At 67.8% G+C, this 21,393-nt stretch carries 17 protein-coding genes; 15 read left to right on the top strand and 2 right to left on the bottom strand.

The window, feature by feature from the left end; translation table 11 throughout:
- Positions 1–95 precede the first annotated feature (95 nt).
- Both ACTQ49_RS09740 and ACTQ49_RS09735 read left to right on the top strand, forming a co-directional pair.
- Positions 96–1,223, top strand: coding sequence for a sensor histidine kinase (locus ACTQ49_RS09740; RefSeq protein WP_441827648.1), 1,128 nt, complete (start codon positions 96–98; stop codon positions 1,221–1,223).
- A complete protein-coding gene (locus ACTQ49_RS09735; RefSeq protein ID WP_441827647.1) occupies positions 1,220–1,843 on the top strand; it encodes a response regulator in 624 nt (207 codons plus the stop codon). Before ACTQ49_RS09740 ends, ACTQ49_RS09735 begins: the two co-directional genes overlap by 4 nt.
- 70 nt (positions 1,844–1,913) lie before the next feature.
- Here the strand turns inward: ACTQ49_RS09735 and ACTQ49_RS09730 are convergent, their stop codons facing one another.
- The gene (locus ACTQ49_RS09730) at positions 1,914–3,017 is read right to left on the bottom strand and encodes an LOG family protein (RefSeq protein ID WP_441827646.1); all 1,104 of its coding nucleotides are present in this window, start codon (positions 3,015–3,017) and stop codon (positions 1,914–1,916) included.
- Positions 3,018–3,062: 45 nt separating this feature from the next.
- On the opposite strand from ACTQ49_RS09730, the gene ACTQ49_RS09725 reads away from it, so the two are divergent.
- The 9 genes from ACTQ49_RS09725 to ACTQ49_RS09685 all read left to right on the top strand — a co-directional run bounded on the left by ACTQ49_RS09725 (position 3,063) and on the right by ACTQ49_RS09685 (position 14,888).
- Positions 3,063–3,722 (top strand): alpha/beta fold hydrolase, encoded by a 660-nt coding sequence (locus ACTQ49_RS09725; protein ID WP_441827645.1) that lies wholly within the window; start codon positions 3,063–3,065, stop codon positions 3,720–3,722.
- Positions 3,694–3,957, top strand: a complete 264-nt coding sequence (locus tag ACTQ49_RS09720; protein ID WP_441827644.1) for an alpha/beta fold hydrolase — start codon at positions 3,694–3,696, stop codon at positions 3,955–3,957. Before ACTQ49_RS09725 ends, ACTQ49_RS09720 begins: the two co-directional genes overlap by 29 nt.
- A 94-nt stretch (positions 3,958–4,051) precedes the next feature.
- A complete protein-coding gene (gene dxr / locus ACTQ49_RS09715; protein WP_441827643.1) occupies positions 4,052–5,278 on the top strand; it encodes a 1-deoxy-D-xylulose-5-phosphate reductoisomerase in 1,227 nt (408 codons plus the stop codon).
- On the top strand, positions 5,275–6,564 hold the full coding sequence (locus tag ACTQ49_RS09710; RefSeq protein ID WP_441827642.1) for a M50 family metallopeptidase: 1,290 nt from the start codon (positions 5,275–5,277) through the stop codon (positions 6,562–6,564). The genes dxr and ACTQ49_RS09710 overlap by 4 nt, the downstream gene beginning before the upstream one ends.
- Before the next feature lie 183 nt (positions 6,565–6,747).
- The gene (locus tag ACTQ49_RS09705) at positions 6,748–9,771 is read left to right on the top strand and encodes an ExeM/NucH family extracellular endonuclease (RefSeq protein ID WP_441827641.1); all 3,024 of its coding nucleotides are present in this window, start codon (positions 6,748–6,750) and stop codon (positions 9,769–9,771) included.
- A gap of 123 nt (positions 9,772–9,894) precedes the next feature.
- Positions 9,895–11,037 (top strand): flavodoxin-dependent (E)-4-hydroxy-3-methylbut-2-enyl-diphosphate synthase, encoded by a 1,143-nt coding sequence (ispG, locus tag ACTQ49_RS09700; protein WP_441827640.1) that lies wholly within the window; start codon positions 9,895–9,897, stop codon positions 11,035–11,037.
- 1 nt (position 11,038) lies between these two features.
- Entirely contained in the window at positions 11,039–11,902 is an 864-nt protein-coding gene (locus tag ACTQ49_RS09695; RefSeq protein WP_441827639.1) for a GNAT family N-acetyltransferase, read from the top strand.
- A gap of 384 nt (positions 11,903–12,286) precedes the next feature.
- Positions 12,287–14,041 (top strand): proline--tRNA ligase, encoded by a 1,755-nt coding sequence (locus ACTQ49_RS09690; protein ID WP_441827638.1) that lies wholly within the window; start codon positions 12,287–12,289, stop codon positions 14,039–14,041.
- 46 nt (positions 14,042–14,087) lie between these two features.
- A complete protein-coding gene (locus tag ACTQ49_RS09685; protein WP_441827637.1) occupies positions 14,088–14,888 on the top strand; it encodes a sulfite exporter TauE/SafE family protein in 801 nt (266 codons plus the stop codon).
- Positions 14,889–14,928: 40 nt separating this feature from the next.
- Here ACTQ49_RS09685 and ACTQ49_RS09680 read toward each other — a convergent pair whose 3' ends face one another.
- Positions 14,929–15,930 (bottom strand): DUF4439 domain-containing protein, encoded by a 1,002-nt coding sequence (locus tag ACTQ49_RS09680; RefSeq protein ID WP_441827636.1) that lies wholly within the window; start codon positions 15,928–15,930, stop codon positions 14,929–14,931.
- 160 nt (positions 15,931–16,090) lie between these two features.
- Here ACTQ49_RS09680 and rimP point away from each other — a divergent pair, with 160 nt between their 5' ends.
- The 4 genes from rimP to infB all read left to right on the top strand — a co-directional run bounded on the left by rimP (position 16,091) and on the right by infB (position 21,200).
- Positions 16,091–16,684 carry a ribosome maturation factor RimP gene (gene rimP / locus ACTQ49_RS09675; RefSeq protein ID WP_441827635.1) on the top strand — a complete coding sequence of 198 codons (594 nt, stop codon included), beginning with the start codon at positions 16,091–16,093 and terminating at the stop codon, positions 16,682–16,684.
- Positions 16,684–17,661 (top strand): transcription termination factor NusA, encoded by a 978-nt coding sequence (gene nusA / locus ACTQ49_RS09670; protein ID WP_441827634.1) that lies wholly within the window; start codon positions 16,684–16,686, stop codon positions 17,659–17,661. Before rimP ends, nusA begins: the two co-directional genes overlap by 1 nt.
- 82 nt (positions 17,662–17,743) lie before the next feature.
- Complete coding sequence (locus tag ACTQ49_RS09665) at positions 17,744–18,025, top strand: YlxR family protein (protein WP_441827633.1); 282 nt, start codon at positions 17,744–17,746, stop codon at positions 18,023–18,025.
- A gap of 202 nt (positions 18,026–18,227) precedes the next feature.
- The gene (gene infB / locus ACTQ49_RS09660; RefSeq protein ID WP_441827632.1) at positions 18,228–21,200 is read left to right on the top strand and encodes a translation initiation factor IF-2; all 2,973 of its coding nucleotides are present in this window, start codon (positions 18,228–18,230) and stop codon (positions 21,198–21,200) included.
- Positions 21,201–21,393: the final 193 nt, after the last annotated feature.

Below are 21,393 nucleotides of genomic sequence, written 5' to 3'. Positions count from 1 at the left end.
ACCCCTGCCGCAGGTGCCCGTGGTCGTGAATCGACCGTCCACATCCATGACCCCGGTCACGGGTGCCGAGTGCCTTGCCTGCCTACGATTGGGCCATGCTCTCCCGTCGTCTGCTGCGCCTGCTGGACCTGGTGGTGCTGTTGCTGTTGGCGCTCCAGGCGGGGAGCACCTTGCTCGCGCCAGATCTCACGTCGACCACCCGCCTCCTGGCGGGCGCACTCCTGGTCATTGCCCTGGCCGGATGGGTTCAGTGGCGTGTCAGCGGCCACCGGATCGGTCTGGCGGTGATCTGTGCGACGTCGCTGCTTGGTCTGCTGCTGACGGGCGGAAGCGGAGCCGGGGCAGTGATGCTGCTGGCCGGCCTTGCCCTGTTCACCCTGGGCTATGGCAGTGGCTGGGGGCTTGCCGTGGCGGCAGCGCACGTTGCCCTGATGGGCCTGGCGTTGCCGAGTGGGGACCGTGGCGTGGCCGTGCAGATCGCGGACCTGACGGGCGGATTCGCGATCATGGTGGTGGGGGTGCTGCTCGGCCAAGGGCTGCGAGACCTCGCAAAGGAACGCAATCGCAATGCCGAGTTGCTCGGGGAAGTGCGCCGGGCTGCGATTGCCGAACAGGAATTGATGCTGGCGGATGAGCGCTCCCGGTCGGCTCGTGAACTTCACGATGGGCTGGGGCACCAGCTGACCCTGGTGGTGCTGAGCCTGGAGTTCGCCGAACGGACTCGGTCCAAGGACCCGGATCGTGCGTTCGAGGAAGTGGAGACGGCCAAGCAGACGGCCGTCGAGGCACTCGCGCACATGCGACGCTGGGTCCGGGCGCTGAACCCGCCCCGGGAGGAGTCCGTGACCGGCAATGCCGCCTTCGAGGCGATTGCCCGCTCCTTCAGCGGGACCGGGCTGGACGTGGAGGTGACCCACACCGGCACCGAACGAGAACTGGACCGAGGGGCGTCACTGTTTGCCCTGCGCATGGTGCAGGAAGGCCTCACCAATGTTGTCCGGCATTCGTCCGCGCGCACGGTGCGCCTGCTGCTGGACTGGCAGCCAACCACGCTGCGTCTCCTGTTGGCGGACGACGGCGGGACGGGCGCCGACCTGACACCAGGCTTCGGCCTCCGGTCACTGGCTGAACGGGCAGCGGTACTGGGAGGCACCTTCCATGCGCGGGTGGGGGAGCAGGGCGTCGAGATCGTCGGAGAGATTCCGCTGGAAGGAGCACGATGACCAGGATCCTGTTGGTGGACGACCAGCAGCTGCTGCGCCGGGGCCTGCGGTTGTTGCTGGAGACCGAGGATGGACTGGAGGTGGTGGCCGAGGCCGCCGACGGACGTGAGGCCCTGGTACTGCTGCGCTCCCAGACCGTCGACGTGGTCCTCACGGATGCTCGGATGCCGGTGATGGACGGTATCGAACTGGTGCGTCATCTCGCCCAGGGGCATCCCGGCCTCCCTGCCGTGGTCCTGACCACCTTCGATGACGAGGACGTGGTCACCGGAGCAATGTCCGCAGGTGCGGCCGGTTTCCTGCTCAAGGATGTCTCGACCGATCGCCTGGCGGAGGCACTGCGTGAGGTTGCGGCCGGTGGGCTGGTGATCGACCCGCGGGTGGCTCGTCTTGCGCTCGGGCACGGCACGTCCCGGGAGGATCCGCTTGCCGTGCTGACCCGCACCGAGCGACTCGTCGCCGAGCGCGTGGCCCAGGGCGCCACCAATGGCGAGATCGCCGAGGCCATGCACCTGTCGGAGGGAACCGTCAAGAACCACGTCTCGGCGCTGCTGCGCAAACTGGAGCAGCGGGACCGAACCGGACTGGCACTGACCCTCTACCGGCTCCTGCAGATCTGAGTACCCGGGCGACACCGGCCGAGCATGATCAACCCGGCTCGATCAACCCGGCTCGATCAACCCGGCTCGATCAACCGAGGAGGACCTCCACGGCCTCCTCGATGTCGTCCACCAGGTGGAGACGAGTTCCCATCGCGCGGTCGCGGCCGAGTGCCTCCAGCAGTGGCCAGGCCGGCAGTGTGTGGGTCCAGTGCTCTCGCCCAACCAAGACCATCGGAGTGGTTGGCTCACCGTCGGCGGCGTAGTAGTTGCCCGTCGCGGCCTGGAAGATCTCCTGGACCGTGCCCGCTGCTCCGTGCAGATAGACGATTCCTCCCCGGCAGCGCTGCAGGAGGGTGTCCTCGCGGATCGCATTGGAGAAGTACTTGGCAATCACGCTGGCGAAACCGTTGGGCGGCTCGTGGCCGTAGAACCAGGTGGGAATGCCCACGGACTCACCGCTTGCCTGCCACCTGCTGCGCACCTCGAACGTGGCGCGGGCCCAGCTGGTGATGTCATCGCGGAAATCGCCACCCGCCGTGAGGATGTCGATCGCCTCGTCGAGCACTTCCGGTTGGTGGGCCAGATAGGCGCCCAGGTTTGCTGCCTCCATTGCTCCGGGGCCACCGCCCGTCATCACGAGCCGTCCAGCGCGCGTCAGGCTGCCGGCCAGTCTCGCTGCGGCCCGGAACTCGTCGGTGCCACGTGCCGCCGCGTGTCCGCCCATGATCCCGATGGCCCGGTCCGACGGGTGGGAGTGACACCACTCGTCGAGGGCATCGCTGATCGAGTGGTCGTGCAGACTCGTGGCCAGCGTGGCGCCCAGCGATGGCTGCGGCCCCTGGGCCTGGTGCCAGGCATAGATCCTTGCGTCGAGGGCCCCGTCATGGGGTTCTCCCCGGACGATCGCGTCGAAGAGCTCCTCTGCCTCGTAGAGGTGGGGCTGGTAGGGGTTGAAGGGCAGACTGGGGAGGCGGGGAAAGATGAGGGCGCCACGGTGTCGCAAGGCCACCTCGCTGCCCTGCGGCAGGTGACAGCCCAGGAAGATGGCCCCGTGCACGTCGGTGTCAGCCAGCACAGCGCCACGGCCCGTCAGGTCCAGGGACTGCAGGATGCAACGGCTCAGGGAGAGCCCGGCGGCACAGTGCCGGTCAAAGGCCTCCAGGGTCTCGATCTCGTGCGCCTGGGTCATCATCGCTGGTTCTCCAATCAATCTGGTGGCCAAGCCTAGACTCAGGGCATGGCCGAGTCGACGTACACCACCGACGACGGGGTGGAGCTGCACCTGGAGTGCGAGGGGCCGCAGGATGCCCCCGTGACCCTGGTCCTCACCCACGGCTATGCGCAGGCCAGTCGGTGCTGGCATGCTCAGCGCAAGGCGCTCGCGGCAGAGGGTTTTCGAGTGCTCGTGTGGGATCTGCGCGGCCATGGACGGTCCGCGCAACCGCCCGTGGAGACCTGCACGATCGACCGGGTGGCGGATGACCTTGCCGAGATCCTGACGCACTGCACGGCAGGACCGCTGGTGCTCGCTGGGCACTCCATGGGAGGCATGGCCCTGATGGCTCTTGCCCAACGGCACCATGAACTGGTCCGGGGCCGGGTGAGGGCAGTCGCCTTCGTCGCCACCTCGACGAGCAGCGCCGGGTTGGGCTCCTTCGGTCTGGGGGGAACGCACGGCACATCTGGCACAGGCCTCGGCCGTCCGGGTCTTCGGCGCACTGGCCGGGTGGTCGAACAGCTGGCGAGCCGTGGAGCGGCTCGGGCCGGTACTGGACTCTGCTCTGTACCTGACGTGCTGTGGCCGGGGCACGTCGCGGCAGGACGTGCGGCTGACGGGGGTGATGGCGGGGGAGGCTGGTTTTGCCACGATGGGGGCCTTCCTGCCGACTCTCGGTGACCACGATCGGGAGGCCGCGATCAGCGCCTATGTTGACCTCCCCGCGGTGGTGGTCAACGGCAGTGCAGGCCTGGTGGTGCCGCCCGCTGACAGCGCGGCCATCGCGCGTGCCCTCGGGTGTCGTCACGTCGTGGTGCCGCGTGCCGGGCACAACGTGATGATGGCCGCGCCGGAGAAGGTCACGAATGAGCTGCGTAGCCTGGCCGAGCGTGTCCGGGAAGCTGGGCAGATCTGATTCTGCCCGACGAGCCATCCGGGCCCGCGCCGTTCGCGGCCATGAGGCTCGCCGCGAGCCGGAAGTGTCAGGACCCTGTGTCAGGATGACTCACGTGGCAGACGAACAAGCGCGCAATGTGGTCATTCTTGGCAGCACCGGGTCGATTGGCACCCAGGCCCTCGAGGTCATCTCGACCCGGCGGGAACGCTTCCGAGTCCTGGGTCTGGCGGCCGGCGGCTCGGACATCGCGTTGCTGGCTGCCCAGGTGATCGACTTCCAGCCCGAGGTGGTGGCCCTCGCCAGGGCGACCGCCGGGCAGGACCTGCAGCTCGCGCTCTATGCGGAGGCCAAGAAGCGCGGATGGAGTGAGGGTGAGTTCCGACTGCCTCGCATCCTGCTCGGCCCCGACGCTGCAACCGAGTTGGCGGCGCTGCCGTGCGACGTCGTCCTGAACGGCATCACGGGTGCAGCCGGACTGCGCCCCACGCTGGCGACGCTCCAGGCGGGCACCACCTTGGCCCTGGCCAACAAGGAGTCCCTGGTGATCGGCGGGCGCCTGGTGACCGAGGCTGCGGCGCCTGGACGGATCGTCGCGGTTGACTCCGAGCACTCGGCTTTTGCCCAGTGCCTTCGCGCCGGACGGGCAGATGAGGTGCGACGACTCATCCTGACATGCTCCGGCGGACCCTTCCGGGGCAGGCGCCGCGAGGAACTGGTGGATGTCACGCCCGAGCAGGCGCTTGCGCACCCCAGCTGGAACATGGGACGGGTGGTGACCATCAATTCCTCGACGCTGATGAACAAGGGCCTTGAGCTGCTGGAGGCTGCTCTGCTGTACGACGTGGACCTGGACGACATCACGGTGGTGGTGCATCCGGGGTCGATCGTGCATTCGATGGTGGAATTCCACGACGGCGCGACGATTGCCCAGGCGAGCCCTCCCGACATGAAGCTGCCGATTGCCCTGGGACTGGCCTGGCCCGAGCGCGTCGAGGGCGCCTCCCAGCCCAATGACTGGACCGCACCCGTGAGTTGGCACTTCGAGCCCGTCGACAACGAGGCCTTTCCCGCGATCGAGCTCGCCCGGCGCTGTGGCAAGCTCTCCGGCTCAGCCCCGGCCGTCTTCAATGCCGCCAACGAGGTGTGTGTGGACGCCTTCTGCGACGGGAGGATCGGCTTCCTCGACATCGTGGACACGGTCACGGCCGTGGTGGACGAGCACATTGCGCTGGCTGGAGAGCAGGGTGGATACCTCACCGATGACGACATGACGGTTGAGGCCGTCCTGGCGGTGGACACCTGGGCGCGCAAGCGTGCCGCGGAGGTCTGCGGCGCATGACCCTGCTGGTCAGCGTCGTGGCGGCGCTGCTCTTCTTCGGGCTGGTCATGGCGTCGATCGCCCTGCACGAGGTGGGCCATCTGCTGCCGGCGAAGCTCTTCGGGGTGAAGGTGACGCAGTACTTCGTCGGCTTCGGGCGCACGGTCTGGCAGGTGCGTCGGGGAGAGACCCACTACGGGATCAAGGCGATTCCGCTGGGCGGCTATGTGCGGATGGTCGGGATGTACCCGCCTCGTCGCCCGGGTCAGGCCGAGTCGCGCGGTCCGGTCGCGAGACTGGCCGATGAGGCTCGCGACTACGAGTACGAGGACATCACGAGCGCCGACGACGGACGCCTGTTCCACCAGAAGCCCGTCTGGCAGAAGGTGATCGTGATGGCCGGTGGGCCCGCCATGAACCTGTTGCTCGCCTTCCTCATCTTCCTGGGCATCAACCTGGTGCACGGGCAGTACCGTCCCCAGATGGTCGCGGCCCAGGTCAGTGAGTGCGTCGTTCCCGCGAGTCGGGAGGTGAAGACGTGCACCGACGCGGATCCGGCGTCCCCGGCCAAGGCCGCCGGTGTGCAGGTGGGTGATCGGATCGTCTCCTTCAACGGTGAGCGTCCCGGCGACTGGAATGAGCTGTCGGCCTCGATCCGGGCCAATGGTGCAGGCTCAGCGCGGCTGGTGGTCGAACGAGATGGCCAGCAGCTGACGCTGCCAGTGGTGAACACCATCGTGACGGGCATGGCGGATCGGCTGGATCCGGCCCGGACGGTCGAGGTGGGATTCCTCGGCGTCACGCCGGCGCATGAGCTGGTCCGGGGCGGCGTGGGAACCACGGCTGGCGACGTGTGGATGCAAACCAAGCAGTCCGTGACCGCCTTGGCCCGCTTCCCGGTGAAGGTGTGGAATGTCGGTGCCGACCTCGTGACGGGGCAAGGCCGTGACGAGAACGGACCGATCTCGATCGTCGGGGCCAGCCGGGTGGCCGGTGAGATCGCCGGGAATGGGCAGATGGCCCCGGACGACAAGATCGCCTCTTGGTTCGCGATGCTCGGTTCGCTCAACCTGTTCGTCTGCCTGCTGAACTGTGTCCCGCTGCCCCCGCTCGATGGCGGCCACATCGCCGGGGCACTCTACGAGGGGCTGCGACGTGCCGTCGCTCGCGCATTCGGCCGATCCGACCCCGGCCCGGTGGACACGGCCAAGTTGTTGCCGGTGGCCTACCTGGTGGGTGGTTTCCTGTTCCTGGCGGGCATCGTGCTGATCATTGCTGACCTGTTCAGTCCGGTCGCGGTCTTCTGAGAGCCGGAGGAGGGAAGCGCGGGCCAGGGGTTCGGCAGGGTCGTCCCGTCCGGTTCAGGGGTGACAAGTGAATGAACTGTGCATGGACTCCTCGCTCAGCTGTCCCACATGGTGGAAGTGGATGAGTAGCGTGATGGCGGCACTTGCCATCTCAGCGATCCCCACACCCACTGGAGAACCCACATGTCCACCCATCCCGCTCCCAGTGGCCGTTCCACTGCCTGGCGCCGCGGCGCCGTGGCCGGGGCGCTCGGTCTGGGCCTCGTCGCCACCGGTCTGGCCGCCCTGCCCGCGCACGCTGCCGACGACCACCTCGTCATCAATGAGGTCTACGGCGGCGGAGGCAACTCCGGCGCCACCCTCACCCACGACTTCGTCGAGCTCTTCAACGGCACCACTTCCGCCATCGACCTCACTGGCTGGCAGGTGCTGTACTACTCGGCCGCCGGCAACCTCGGCAACACCTGCAACCTGAGCGGCTCCGTTGCCCCGGGCGCACACTTCCTGGTGCAGCAGGCCAAGGGCGCCGCCGGCACCGAGCCGCTGCCCACCCCCGACGTCACCTGCACCGCGGCCATGAGTGCCACCGCCGGCACCGTCGAGCTCAAGGGCGCTGACGGCGCGACCGTCGACCTGGTCGGCTACGGCACGGCCACCAAGGTGGAGGGCGCCGCCGCGAAGGCCCCGTCGAACACCACCTCGATCAGCCGCACCAATGGCACCGATACCGACGTGAACAGCGCCGACTTCGTCACTGGCGCCCCACAGCCCCAGAACCAGGGCGCCGTCAGCCCCGTCGACCCGACGCCGAGCCCCAGTGTCGATCCCACGCCCAGTGTTGATCCCACGCCCAGTGTTGATCCCACGCCCAGTGTTGATCCCACGCCCAGTGTTGATCCCACGCCCAGCGTCGAGCCGACACCGAACGCCCCCGTCACCATCGCCCAGATCCAGGGCACCGGAGACGCCACCCCGCTGGCCGGGCAGACGGTCACCACCCAGGGCGTGGTCACGGCCAGCTACCCGACCGGTGGCTTCAACGGCTTCTACCTGCAGACCCCGGGCACCGGCGGCACCGCGAAGGCCGCCGGCGAGGCCTCCGACGGCATCTTCGTCTACACCGGCACCGCTCCCACCGCGAAGCCGGGGGAGTGCTACACGGTCACGGGTATCCCCGCCGAGTACAACGGCCTCACCCAGCTCACCAAGCCGGTGCTGACCGCGGCCACCGACTGCGCTCCCGTGCAGCCCACCGAGCTGGCCACGCTGCCGGTCTCGGATGCCGACAAGGAGGCCTACGAGGGCATGCTCGTGCTGCCCCAGGGCACCTACACGATCACCAACAACTACAACCTGAACAACTACGGCCAGGTCGGTCTGGCCTTCGGTGACCAGCCGCTGTGGACCGCCACCGATCGCGTGGCCCCCTCCGAGGCCGCGGCCTTCGAGTCCGAGCAGGCCAAGAAGTACATCACCCTGGACGACGGTTCCAGCTGGGACTACATGCGCAATGCCACCGCCAAGCAGAGCCCGCTGCCGTACCTCAGCCAGGACGAGCCGATGCGCACCGACTCGCAGGTGACCTTCGCCAAGCCCGTCATCCTGGACTACCGCTTCCAGTGGAACTATCAGCCGGTGGACCAGATCGTCGGCGCCACCGACGAGAACGACCCGGTGACCACCGAGAATGACCGTCCCACCGCCGCTCCGGCTGTGGGGGGCGACGTGAAGCTCGGTGCCATGAACGTGCTGAACTACTTCACCGACCTGGGCCAGGACGAGACTGGTTGCGCGTCCTACAAGGACAAGGACGGCAACCCGGTGGGCGCCAATGGCTGCACCGTGCGTGGCGCCTATACCCAGAGCGCCTTCGAGGACCAGCAGGCCAAGATCGTTGCCGCCCTGGAGATGCTCGACGCCGACGTCGTTGGCCTGATGGAGGTGGAGAACTCCGCCCGTTTCAACCACGACCGCGATGCCTCGGTGAAGGCACTCGTCGAGGCCCTCAATGCCAAGGTCGGAGCCGGCACCTACGCCTACGTGCCCAGCCCGACGATCCTCCCGGCCAGCGAGGACGTCATCCGTACTGCCTTCATCTACAAGCCCGCCGTGGTCAAGCCGGTGGACGCCTCGGTGATCCTGGACAGCCCGGACTTCGCCAATGCCCGCCAGCCGCTGGGCCAGAAGTTCGAGGCGATTGCCACGGGCCAGCAGTTCGTGGCCATCGCCAACCACTTCAAGAGCAAGGGTTCCGGCGAGGATGATGGCACCGGCCAGGGGCTGTCGAACCCGTCGCGTGAGGAGCAGGCCCGTGATCTGGCGGCCTGGACCGAGCAGATGTGGCCGGGCGAGCCGGTCTTCCTGATTGGCGACTTCAACGCCTACACCGAGGAGACCCCCATCCAGATCCTGGAGGAGGCGGGCTTCACGGACCTGGTCCGTACGTTCAACCCCGAGTCGACGAGCTACCAGTTCGGGGGTCGCCTGGGCTCCTTGGACCATGCCTTGGCGAACGAGGAGGCCCTGGCTCTGGTCACGGGCGCTGACGACCTGAACATCAATGGCGACGAGTCCGTGGCCATGCAGTACTCGCGTCGCAACTACAACGTGGTGGACTTCTACCAGCCGACTCCGTACGCCTCCAGCGACCACGACCCGGTGCTGGTGGGCATCGGCTCTGCCACTCCCGCGCCGGCCCCGACTCCAGTGCTCTCGTCCTACCAGTCCTGCGACTCGTTCGGCTTCAAGGTCGCCGACTTCGCCGAGGGCGACCAGCTGCGCATCGACGGTCACTGGAATGGCAGCGCCCAGTACACCACCGTTGGCATCACCGAGGCCGGATGGTGGAGTGGCAGCAAGCCCACCTGGACCGATGCAACGGCCGTCGTGGTGCGCAACGGGCAGGCGATGGAGGAGACTCGCGTCTCCATCACGACCACCCAGGAGTGCCTGCCGCTGCCCACCCCGGTCATCAAGTCCCGGGCCCAGGCCAAGGACTTCGCCTTCTGGGTGGACCAGGCCCAGCCCGGCGACCAGCTGGTGGTGACCTACACGGCCAAGGGCAAGGAGCGCACGGTCACGGTGGACGCCGCCAAGGGCTTCGACTCGATGCGCCAGCCCAGCTGGAGCAAGGCCCAGGCAGTCATCCTGCGCGACGGTGCCCTTCTGGAGGAGACCCGGGTGCAGATCGTGAATCCCGGCAAGTGATCCTCGCGTCGCTGCCGATCAGCTGACGACCGCCCCGTCCCTCCCAGCGAGGGGCGGGGCGGTCCGCGTCGGGTGCCCGACGGCGCGCTGCGGGGCATTGCGCCGTCCACTAGTCTGGCTTCCATGACCGTCGCACTTGGCATGCCTTCTCTTCCCGCACCCGTCCTGGCGCCGCGTCGCCAGACCCGCCAGATCCACGTCGGCAAGGTTGGCGTCGGCAGCGAGCACCCCATCTCGGTGCAGTCCATGACGACGACGAAGACGACCGACATCAACGGCACCCTGCAGCAGATCGCCCAGCTGACCGCTGCCGGTTGCGACATCGTGCGCGTCGCCTGCCCCAGCCAGGATGACGCCGAGGCGCTGCCGATCATTGCCAAGAAGAGCGCCATCCCGGTCATTGCAGACATCCACTTCCAGCCCAAGTACGTCTTCGCTGCGATTGATGCCGGCTGCGCAGCGGTGCGCGTGAACCCCGGAAACATCAAGAAGTTCGACGACAAGGTCGCCGAGATCGCCAAGGCCGCTACCGACGCTGGCGTCAGCCTGCGCATCGGGGTGAATGCGGGCTCGCTGGATCCCCGTCTGCTGAAGAAGTACGGTTCGGCCACCCCGGAGGCCCTGGTGGAGTCCGCCCTGTGGGAGGCCAGCCTCTTCGAGGAGGTCGGCTTCAAGGACTACAAGATCTCGGTCAAGCACAATGACCCGATCATCATGGTGCAGACCTACCGTCTGCTTGCGTCGCAGACGGACGTGCCGCTCCACCTGGGCGTGACCGAGGCGGGTCCTGCCTTCCAGGGCACCATCAAGTCCAGCGCCGCCTTCGCCATCCTGCTGGCCGAGGGCATTGGCGACACCATCCGCGTCTCGCTCTCCGCCGATCCGGTGGAGGAGGTCAAGGTGGGAACCAAGCTGCTGGAGGCCCTGAACCTGCGTCCGCGCAAGCTCGACGTGGTGAGCTGTCCCGGGTGCGGCCGTGCGCAGGTTGACATCTGGGGTCTGGCGGACAAGGTCAGCGCCGGTCTCGAGGGGCTTCAGGCTCCGCTGCGGGTGGCCGTCATGGGCTGCGTGGTCAACGGCCCCGGAGAGGCGCGCGAGGCTGACCTTGGCGTGGCGGCGGGCAACGGCAAGGGCCAGATCTTCGTCAAGGGCGAGGTCATCAAGACCGTTCCCGAGGACCAGATCGTCGAGACCCTGATCGAGGAGGCGAATCGCATTGCTGCAGAATCTTCGGAGCTGGGTTCGCCCGAGGTCCAGGTCAGTTGAGATGAGGGGCCGCTCGGCCGGATCGAGCGGCAAGGGTTCGCTGCGGATCCTGGACAATGATGACCTCGACGAGGCCATGGCCCTGTTGATGGCGAATCCGCTGGAGAATGTCTTCGTTGCCTCCCGTATTCGCCAAGCGGGGCTGGACCCGTTCCTGTTGGGATGCACGGTGGTCGGCTTCGAGCGCGACGGCCAGCTGGTGAGCTTGTGTCATGCGGGTTCCAACTTGGTACCGGTCAATGCCGATGAGGAGTCCCTCGACGCCTACATCCGCTACCTCGGGCCGCGACGCCGCGCTGCCTCGATCATGGGGCTGGCCGCTCCTGCACTCGCGTTGTGGGAAGGGCTGAGCCAGACCTGGGGAGGGGACTGGTCCGAGGTGCGCGACCTGCGGCCGGAGCAGCCGCTGATGTCCATCTCAGGGGACAGTCCGGTGCCACTCGACGCGCGTGTCCGACGGATCACGTTGGACGAGTTCGATCCCTATTTCGAGGCCGCCGTGAAGATGTACACGGAGGAGGTCGGCGTCAGTCCGCTCGAGTCGAGCGGCAGCTACCGACGCCATGTGCGTCGGACGATCTCCATGGGCCGCGCCTTCGGCATCGTGGAGGACGGGCGCGTCCTGTTCAAGTCCGACGTCGGGTGCGCGGCCGGGATGGTGTGCCAAGTCCAGGGAGTCTGGCTGGATCCGGCTCTGCGCGGACAGGGACTTGCGGCGCCGGCGATGGCCTCGGTGGTGAAACTGTGTCGCGAGAGGTGGCCCGTGGTGAGCCTGTACGTCAATGACTACAACACGCCGGCCGTGCGACTGTACGAGCGGGTCGGCTTCGAGTCCCGGGGGACCTTCGCGACCGTCCTCTACTGAAGGGCCGATGCAGACTCGGCGTGGGGAATCGGTCCGGTGATCCAGCTACCGTCGCCAACTCAGTCAGCGATCTGCGGCTTCTTTCGACCAGACGTTCGGGCAACGGCGGGCTTCCGGACGCAAAAAGGGAGCACTTGCGCAGTCTCGGGGGTTACCGCGCAAGTGCTCCTCTGAAAGGATGCACCATTTCGGCGGGAATATCAACTGCACAAGGAAAGTTGGACGATTGCCCAGTGTTGTGGGTGGCAGTGCTGTCCCCAGATTGGGACGGACGATAGTCTTCCTCGTGCACCGCGACGCCAGGCTGAAGGGCAGCCGAGGGCGTTCCTCGCCGGTGGTCGCGATGGCCGGCGGTGCAGAAGGAATACTTCGATGATCTCTCGCATGAGTTCGCTGTTCGTTCGCACCCTGCGCGACGACCCCGCCGACGCCGAGGTTCCGAGCCACCGCTGGCTCGTGCGCGCCGGCTACATCCGTCGAGTCGCCCCCGGCATCTACTCCTGGCTGCCGCTGGGCCTGAAGGTGCTGCAGAAGGTGGAGACCATCGTCCGTGAGGAGATGGATGCCATCGGTGCCCAGGAAGTGCACTTCCCGGCGCTGCTGCCCCGCGAACCCTACGAGGACACCAATCGTTGGACCGAGTACGGCGACAACCTGTTCCGACTCAAGGATCGCAAGGGCGCCGACCTGTTGCTGGGCCCCACCCACGAGGAGATGTTCACCCTCATGGTGAAGGACCTCTACAGCTCGTACAAGGACCTGCCGCTCGCCCTCTACCAGGTGCAGAACAAGTACCGCGACGAGGCGCGTCCCCGGGCCGGCATCCTGCGTGGCCGTGAGTTCGTGATGAAGGACTCGTACTCCTTCGACATTGACGATGCCGGTCTGGAGGCGAGCTACCAGAAGCACCGCGAGGCCTACATCAAGATCTTCGACCGGCTGGGCTTCGACTACGTCATCGTCCAGGCCATGGCAGGGGCCATGGGTGGTTCCAAGAGCGAGGAATTCCTCGCCGTGGCGGCCAATGGTGAGGACACCTTCGTGCGGTCGCCCGGGGGTTATGCCGCCAATGTGGAGGCCGTCCGGATCGCGGCTCCCGCTGCCGTGGACTACGCCGATGCGCCCGCCGCCCACGCCGAGAACACTCCGGACTCGGAAACCATCGAGACGCTGGTGACCTTGCTCAACAAGGATTTCCCGCGCACTGACCGTGAGTGGACCGGCGCCGACACCCTCAAGAATGTCGTCTTCAAGCTGGTGCACCCGGACGGCAAGCAGGAGGTGCTGGCCATCGGCCTGCCCGGTGACCGCGCCGTCGACGAGAAGCGTCTGGAAGCCGCCGTGGAACCCGCCGAGGTCGTCGCCTTCACCGACGAGGACTTTGCTGCCAACCCCATCCTCAAGAAGGGCTACATCGGTCCGGAGGTGCTGGGGGAGGATTCGGCCAGCAAGGTGCGCTATCTGTGCGATCCGCGCGTCGTGTCCGGAACGCGCTGGGTGACGGGTGCCAACCAGCCCGGCCACCATGTCATTGACCTGGTCTGTGGCCGTGACTTCACCCCGGACGGCGTGATCGACGTGGCCGAGGTGCGCGAGGGCGACCCGGCCCCAGACGGCTCCGGCCCGCTGACCCTGGCCCGAGGGATCGAGATGGGTCACATCTTCCAGCTGGGCCGCAAGTACGCGGAATCGCTGGGTCTGAAGGTCCTCGACCAGAACGGCAAGCTGGTCACCGTCACGATGGGCTCCTATGGCGTTGGCGTCTCCCGCGCCGTCGCCGCGGTGGCCGAAGGTACCTGCGACGAGAAGGGCCTGTGCTGGCCCCGCTCGCTGGCCCCCTTCGATGTCGAGATCGTCGCCACAGGCAAGGGCGAGGAGGTCTTCGCCGCGGCCGAGAAGCTCGCCAACGAGCTCGACGAGGCGGGCGTCGCAGTCCTCTATGACGATCGCAAGGCCAGCCCTGGTGTGAAGTTTGCCGACACCGAGATCCTGGGCATGCCCACGGCCGTGGTGATCGGCCGGGACCTTGCCAATGGGCTGGTCGAGATCCGGGACCGCAAGAGCGGTGAGAAGCGTTCGGTGGCCGTCGGAGAAGCCCTGGCGGAGGTCCTGAAGGAGATCCACGGCAGCGACGCGTGAGCCTCACTCACCAGACTGACCACCACGGGCCGGGCAGGAGTGCTGGATGATCGTTGCCACGCACGTCCTGCTCGGCCTTGTGCTGGCCGCCTTCGTGGCCGGTTGGATCGACGCCGTGGTGGGCGGCGGGGGACTGGTCCAGCTGCCGTCTCTGTTGATCGGCCTGCCCGCCGAGACCCCGGTGGCCACCGTGAGCGGCACCAACAAGGTGGCTGCTGCTGCCGGAACCGGGGTGGCGACGGCCACCTATCTCCAGAAGGTGCGCCCCGGCTGGCGCAGTGCGCTACCGCTGATGCTCTGTGCCTGGCTCGGCTCCACGGGTGGGGCCCAGTTGGTGCGGCTGCTGCCCCGTGAGGCCTTCACGCCGGTGGTGTTGGTGGTCCTGGTGGCGGTGGGCACGTACACAGTGCGGCGTCCGAGCCTGGGGCTGCAGCAGCAGCTGAAGCACGAGGGGAGCGCCCATGGCCTCAGGCTTGCCCTGATCGGCCTGGCCATCGGCCTGTACGACGGGTTCGTGGGCCCCGGGACGGGCACCTTCTTCGTGATCGCCATGGTGGCCCTGCTCGGTTATGGCTTCCTGGAAGCCTCTGCACTCAGCAAGCTGGCGAACCTGACCACGAATGTTGCCGCCATCACGGTGCTCGGACTGTCCGGCCACATCCTGTGGGGGCTTGGCGCTGCCATGGCCGCGGCGAACCTCACGGGTGGCTTCCTGGGGGCCCGCATGGCCCTGAAGTACGGAAATGCCTTCGTGCGGAGGATCTTCCTGCTGGCCATCGTGCTGCTCGGGGCCAAGCTGGCCTGGGACACGGCGATGATGCTGATCGGTCGAGCAGGCGCTCGTTGAGCTGGCCGGACCAACCGGTTGGTGGAGGTGTGGGCTGGGTTCAGACCCAACCGGGCCACAGGGGGACCGGCCGACCGAGCGCCCGGAGCCGATCGGCCTGCCCATCCATCCAGTCCAGTGCCTGCCTGCGCTGTGAGCCCGTCGACGCAGCGGCCAGCCGCGCGCAGGCAGACAGCACGTCCAGCTCGAGTGTTCCCCAGGTGACGGTGGCAGACGCGACGTCGGTCAATCTCCCCGGCATCTGGTAGCCCAGCGCGGCGGGTGGAACCGGCGCCTTCTCGGAGGTCAGCAGCGAGACCACGTCGTCGCGCAAGGCCTGTGCCTGCACCAGGCGCGCCCGACCGTCCTTGGCTCGCGGGTCCGTGGAGGGCAACTGGCCGCAGCCGATTTCCAGCCCCTCGACGAGGGCCCTGACTCGGCTGAGCAGGACCGTCAGCGCGTCGGTGCGGGTGCCCACAACGATTCGTGCCGGCGTGCTGGTGGGCGGGGCGACCGGGGATCCGGGCTGGCGTTGCACGTGCGCGAAGGTGGCGAGGGAGGCGTACAGCAGCGCCGTGGCCGGCTCGTCGGCGGCGAGCGTGGCTGCCCGGTGCGCTGTCGCAGCGCGCGCTTCCAGTGCTGACAGCTGCTTCACCAGATCCGACCAGACCGCGGGGGCGGTGTCCTTGGGTGTGCTCGTCGGGCTCGCGGAGGTGGCGGTTCTGGGCCGCAAGGGATCGCGTCGTGACAGCACATCCAGATGGGCTCGGTGGGCTTCCCCCAAACTCCTGACCATGGCCTTCTGGGCCGACGTGGCATCGCGGGCAGGGTGCGTGGTCGCAGCCGCCAGAGCTGCGACCAGGGCCGCCTCGACCTCCCTGCTTGCCTGCACCGTCGGATCGGGTACGGCGCTGCCCTGTCCCTTCAGGGGTTCGGTGCGAAGAACCGTCGGGTTGGGGGAGCATGCGGTCAGGGCAAGGGCTGATCCGAGCAGACCGGCCAGTTGGCGCCTCGAGATGTGCTTGGCAGCGTGGCTCGCGTGCGAGGTCGTGGCCCAGGGCATGTCCCGATCCTAGGGGCACCCCCTACGGCCCTTGCAGCGGCTGGCCGTAGGGGGCTTCGAAGACTGGTTTCGAACGGGTAGGATTCCCCAGATCCTGCCCGCCGTGGCAGGAGGACAACCGAACGACACAACTGGATCACAACTGAAAGGTGGATCGATCGTGAACGAACGCGTCGTGACGCCCATCATCACCCCAGTGCTCGAGAGCCACGGACTGGAACTCGACCACCTCGACATCATCCCGGCCGGCAAACGCAAGGTGCTCCGCATCACGGTGGACGGGGACGGCCCCAAGGGGCGCGGCCCGTTGCTGGATGACATCGCCGCAGCGACTCGTGACATCTCCGACGCCCTGGACGCGTCCCCCGAGATCGGCGATGCCCCCTTCACCCTGGAGGTCAGCTCGCGCGGTGTGGGCAAGCCCCTCACCGACGCCAAGCACTTCCGCCGCAATGTTGGGCGCCTGGTGCTGGCGATCCTGGTGGACGGCAGTCAGCTGCGCGGCCGCCTCACGGAGGCCACCGAGGAGCAGGTGACCATCACCGAGGAGCCCGAGCCCGGCAAGAAGCTGCCGAAGGGTCTGGATCCGGTGCACGTCCTGTCACTGGACGAGATCACCAAGGCCACCATCCAGGTGGAGATGAACCGCAAGCCCGATCCCGAGCTCGACGACCTCGGCGAGGCGGATGAGGACGACGCCTCGGACGAGGCCGACGGGAACGACGAGCTCGGCAGCGCCGAGGAGGAGAACTGATGGACATCGACATGGCTGCGCTGCGGGCGATCGAGCGGGAGAAGGAAATCCCGCTGGACTACCTGGTCCAGGCGCTCGAAGACGCGATGCTCAACGCATACGACAAGACCGACCACCCGAGCAAGGGTGCCAAGGTGGAGCTCGACCGCCGAAGCGGACGCTTTGCCGTGATGGTCCCGGAGAAGGACGACGAGGGCCAGGTGATCGGCTGGTTCGACGACACCCCCGCGGACTTCGGCCGAGTGGCGGCCGCCACTGCTCGACAGGTGATCTTCCAGCGTCTGCGTGAGGCCGAGGACGAGCGCAAGTACGGCCACTTCCTGGCGAAGGAGGGCGACATCATCCTGGGCACCGTCCAGCAGGACCGTGACTCCAAGACCATTCGCCTGGACATCGGCAACAAGATGGAGGCGATCATGCCCCTGGCCGAGCAGGCGCCGGGGGAGCAGTACCCGCATGGCAAGCGTCTGCGCGTCTTCGTCGTGAGCGTTCGCAAGGAGGCCCGCGGTCCGCAGGTGGTCGTCTCCCGCACCCATCCCGGGCTGGTCAAGGCCCTCTTCGCGCTCGAAGTGCCGGAGATCGAGCAGGGAGTGGTGGAGATCAAGGAGATCGCCCGCGAGGCCGGTCACCGCACCAAGATCGCGATCGTCAGCCACAACCGCGATGTCTCCGCCAAGGGGGCCTGCATCGGTCCCATGGGGCAGCGGGTCCGCGCCGTGATGCGCGAGCTCAACGAGGAGAAGATCGACATCATCGACTGGTCGGAGGACCCGGCTGAGTTCGTTGCCCAGGCGCTCAGCCCCGCCAAGGTCAGCCAGGTCACGGTGGTGGACGCTGCGGCACGTGCGGCGCGGGTCGTCGTCCCGGACTACCAGCTCAGCCTCGCGATTGGCCGCGAAGGGCAGAACGCGCGTCTGGCCGCCCGCCTCACCGGGTGGCGGATCGACATTCGTTCGGATGCGGCCCCGCAGGGCTGAGCCATCGCCATCTGAAGACCTGCAGCGGGGTCGCGGTCCAGCGGGCCGCGGCCCCGTCGTCGTGCCGGAGTAGTCTCGTGGGGTGCATTCCCATGATTCGAGCCCTTTGCGGCGCAAGCCGCAGCGTACGTGCCAGGGCTGTCGCCAGGTGGACGACCAATCGAATCTGCAGCGCTTCGCACTCGTTGACGGGTGGGTGGTCGCAGACCCGCGCCGTCGTCTGGCGGGCCGCGGGGCGTGGCTGCACGACGACGCTCGTTGCCGGGAGCTGGCGCTTCGCCGCGGTGGCTTTGCCCGTGCCTTTCGTCGTGCTGTCAAGGTCTCCGATGAACTCTTCGCGAACGAGCTGGTTGGCCCCGAGTAGTCACTTGACGGTAGGATGAACCATGCGCGTCCTCCCGGATCCCCGGGAAGGATCTACCAAAGAGTGCCCCTGACAGTCAGGGGCGCGAACCAGAAAGTGGGCACAACGCTCATGACCACTCGATGAGTAATCACCAATGAGCACCAACATCAACTAACTGGTTCGGCTGCCGCGAGTAGAGGCCCGGACCTGGAGGAGAGTAGTGGCAAAGGTCCGTGTCTACGAGCTCGCGAAGGAGCTCGGACTCGAAAGCAAGGATGTTCTCAAGACGCTGAAGGACATGGGCGAATTCGTCCGGTCCGCGTCATCAACCATCGAGGCCCCGGTCGTCCGACGACTGCGTGACACCCTCGAGAAGGAAGCGGGAGGCAAGGCCAGCGCGCCCCAGACCGGTGGCCCCGGTGGCCAGAAGGCCGCTCCGGCGCCGCGTCCCGGCGCTCCCAAGCCCGGACAAGCGCCGCGTCCCGGCGCTGCGACTCCGCGTCCCGGTGCTCCCAAGCCGCCCGCACAGACCCAGCGGCCGGCCCCCGCACCGCAGGCAGCCCAGCGCCCCGCAGCGACGCCGGGGGCCCCGTCGACCTCATCGACCGGAGCTCCCAGGCCGAGTCAGGTGCGTCCAGGCGCGCCCAAGCCCGGCCAGGCCCGTCCGGCGCCTCAGGCTCCGGCAGCGCCTCAGGCCCCTGCCGCCTCGTCGGAGCAGGCTGCTCCGCGTCCGCCGGTTTCTGGCGCCACGCCCGGCCCGCGTCCCGGTGGCCAGCGCCCCGGCCCGCGTCCCGGCGCCCCTCGTCCAGGTGCCTCGGGCGGTCTGCCCAGCGGTACTCCGGGCGGAGGCCGTCGCCCCGCGGCGCCGCGTCCCGGTGGCGCCCCGCGCCCGGGCAACAATCCCTTCGCCTCCTCCCAGGGCATGGGCGCTCGTCGTCCCCGTCCCGAGGGGCAGGGGACTCCCCGTCCCGGCGCCCCCCGTCCCGGTGCACCCGGCGCGCCGCGTCTGGCAGCGCCCGGCGGCGAGAATCGCATGCCCCGTCCCGGGGGCAGTGCAGGCGTTCCCGGCATGCCTCGCCCCAACCCGGCGATGATGCCCAAGCAGCAGAATGCGGCCGTCGGCGCTCCGGCGCGCGGTGGTCGTCCCGGTGGCCCCGGACGTGGACGTCCCGGTGGCGGTGGCCCCGGTCGTCCCGGTATGGGTGGCGGCCCCGGCGGCCCGCCCATGGGCGGCGGCCGCGGCGGTCGTGGTGGCCGCGGTGGCTCGGGTACCCAGGGTGCCTTCGGCCGTGGCGGTCAGGCCGGTCGTGGGCGTCGCAAGAGCAAGAAGCAGCGCAGGCAAGAGTTCAACGAGATGGAGGCGCCGTCGATCGGCGGCGTGCGCATCAGGCAGGGCGACGGACAGACCGTCCGCCTGCGTCGTGGTGCTTCCCTCACGGATCTGGCCGAGAAGATCAGGGTCGAGCCGGCCCAGCTCGTGCAGGTTCTGTTCAACCTGGGCGAGATGGTCACCGCCACCCAGTCGGTGGCCGATGACACCCTCGAGGTGCTGGGTGCCGAGCTGAACTACAAGATCGAGGTCGTCTCGCCGGAGGACGAGGACCGCGAGCTGCTTGAGAGCTTCGACCTGGAGTTCGGCGAGGACCTGGGCGACGACGAGGACCTGGCGCCCCGTCCCCCGGCCGTCACCGTCATGGGCCACGTGGACCACGGCAAGACCAAGCTGCTGGATGCGCTGCGTCACGCCAATGTGCAGGGCGGCGAGGCCGGCGGCATCACCCAGGCCATCGGTGCCTACCAGGTGGAGACCCAGGTCGACGGTGAGGATCGCAGGATCACCTTCATCGACACCCCCGGCCACGAGGCCTTCACGGCCATGCGTGCCCGTGGTGCCAAGGCGACCGACATTGCGGTGCTCGTGGTGGCAGCCGATGACGGCGTCATGCCCCAGACCATCGAGGCCCTGAACCACGCCAAGGCGGCTGAACTGCCCATCGTGGTTGCGGTCAACAAGGTGGACAAGCCCGACGCCGATCCCACCAAGGTGCGTGGCCAGCTCACCGAATACGGCCTGGTGCCCGAGGAGTACGGCGGCGACACCATGTTCGTCGACGTCTCCGCCATGGCCAAGACCGGTTTGGACGACCTGCTGGAGGCGATCGTCCTGACCGCCGATGCCGAGCTGGACCTGCGCGCCAACCCGGACATGCCTGCGCAGGGCGTGGCCATCGAGGCGCACCTGGATCAGGGCCGTGGTCCCGTCGCCACCGTCCTCATCCAGCGTGGAACGCTGAAGAAGGGCGACTCGATCGTCGCCGGATCGGCCCACGGCCGTGTCCGCGCGATGATCAACGACCGTGGCGAGACCGTCAACGAGGCTCCGCCCTCGATGCCCGTCCAGGTGCTCGGTCTGACCTCGGTTCCGGGTGCCGGCGACAACTTCCTGGTCGTCGACGACGACCGGATGGCCCGACAGATCGCCGACAAGCGTGAGGCTCGCATGCGTGCCGCAGCCCAGGCCAAGGGTTCGCGTCGCAAGACGCTGGACCAGCTCTTCGAGCAGTTGGAGAAGGGCGAGACCCAGGAGCTGCTGCTCATCCTCAAGGGCGACGGCGCTGGTTCGGTCGAGGCTCTGGAGGATGCCCTGTCCAAGATCGACGTTGGCGACGAGGTGGATCTGCGCGTCATCGATCGTGGCGTCGGTGCCATCACCGAGACCAATGTCTCGCTGGCAGCGGCCTCGAAGGCCGTCATCATCGGCTTCAACGTGCGGCCCACGCCCCACGCGGCCAAGATGGCGGATTCCGAGAACGTGGACGTGCGCTACTACAGCGTCATCTACGACGCGATCGACGAGATCGAGGCGGCGCTCAAGGGCATGCTCAAGCCGATCTACGAGGAGCAGGCAATGGGTACCGCGGAGATCCGCGAGATCTTCCGCAGCTCCAAGTTCGGCAACATCGCTGGCTGCATGATCCACAACGGCACGGTCAAGCGCAATGCCAAGGCCCGCCTGGTTCGCGACGGCGTCGTGGTCCGGGAGACCAGCATCGCGTCGCTGCGTCGAGAGAAGGACGACGTCACCGAGGTCCGCGAAGGCTTCGAGTGCGGTCTGACGCTCTCGAACTTCAACGACATCCAGGTTGGCGACATGGTCGAGACCTACGAGATGGTCGAGAAGCCGCGCGACTGATTCATGGGTTGAGGGGGGCGACCCCCTCAAACTCCCCCGCTGGGCTCGCGCGCACCGCTCCTCGCAGGCTCGGAGCTGCGCTCACCAGTGGAAGGGGTTGAGGGGGCGACCCCCTCAAACTCCCCCGCTGGGCTCGCGCGCACCGCTCCTCGCAGGCTCGGAGCTGCGCTCACCAGTGGAAGGGGTTGAGGGG

It is taken from the genome of Luteococcus sp. Sow4_B9, from assembly GCF_052116585.1.
Lineage (GTDB): Bacteria > Actinomycetota > Actinomycetes > Propionibacteriales > Propionibacteriaceae > Luteococcus.
This window is presented reverse-complemented; position numbering and strand designations above follow the sequence as displayed.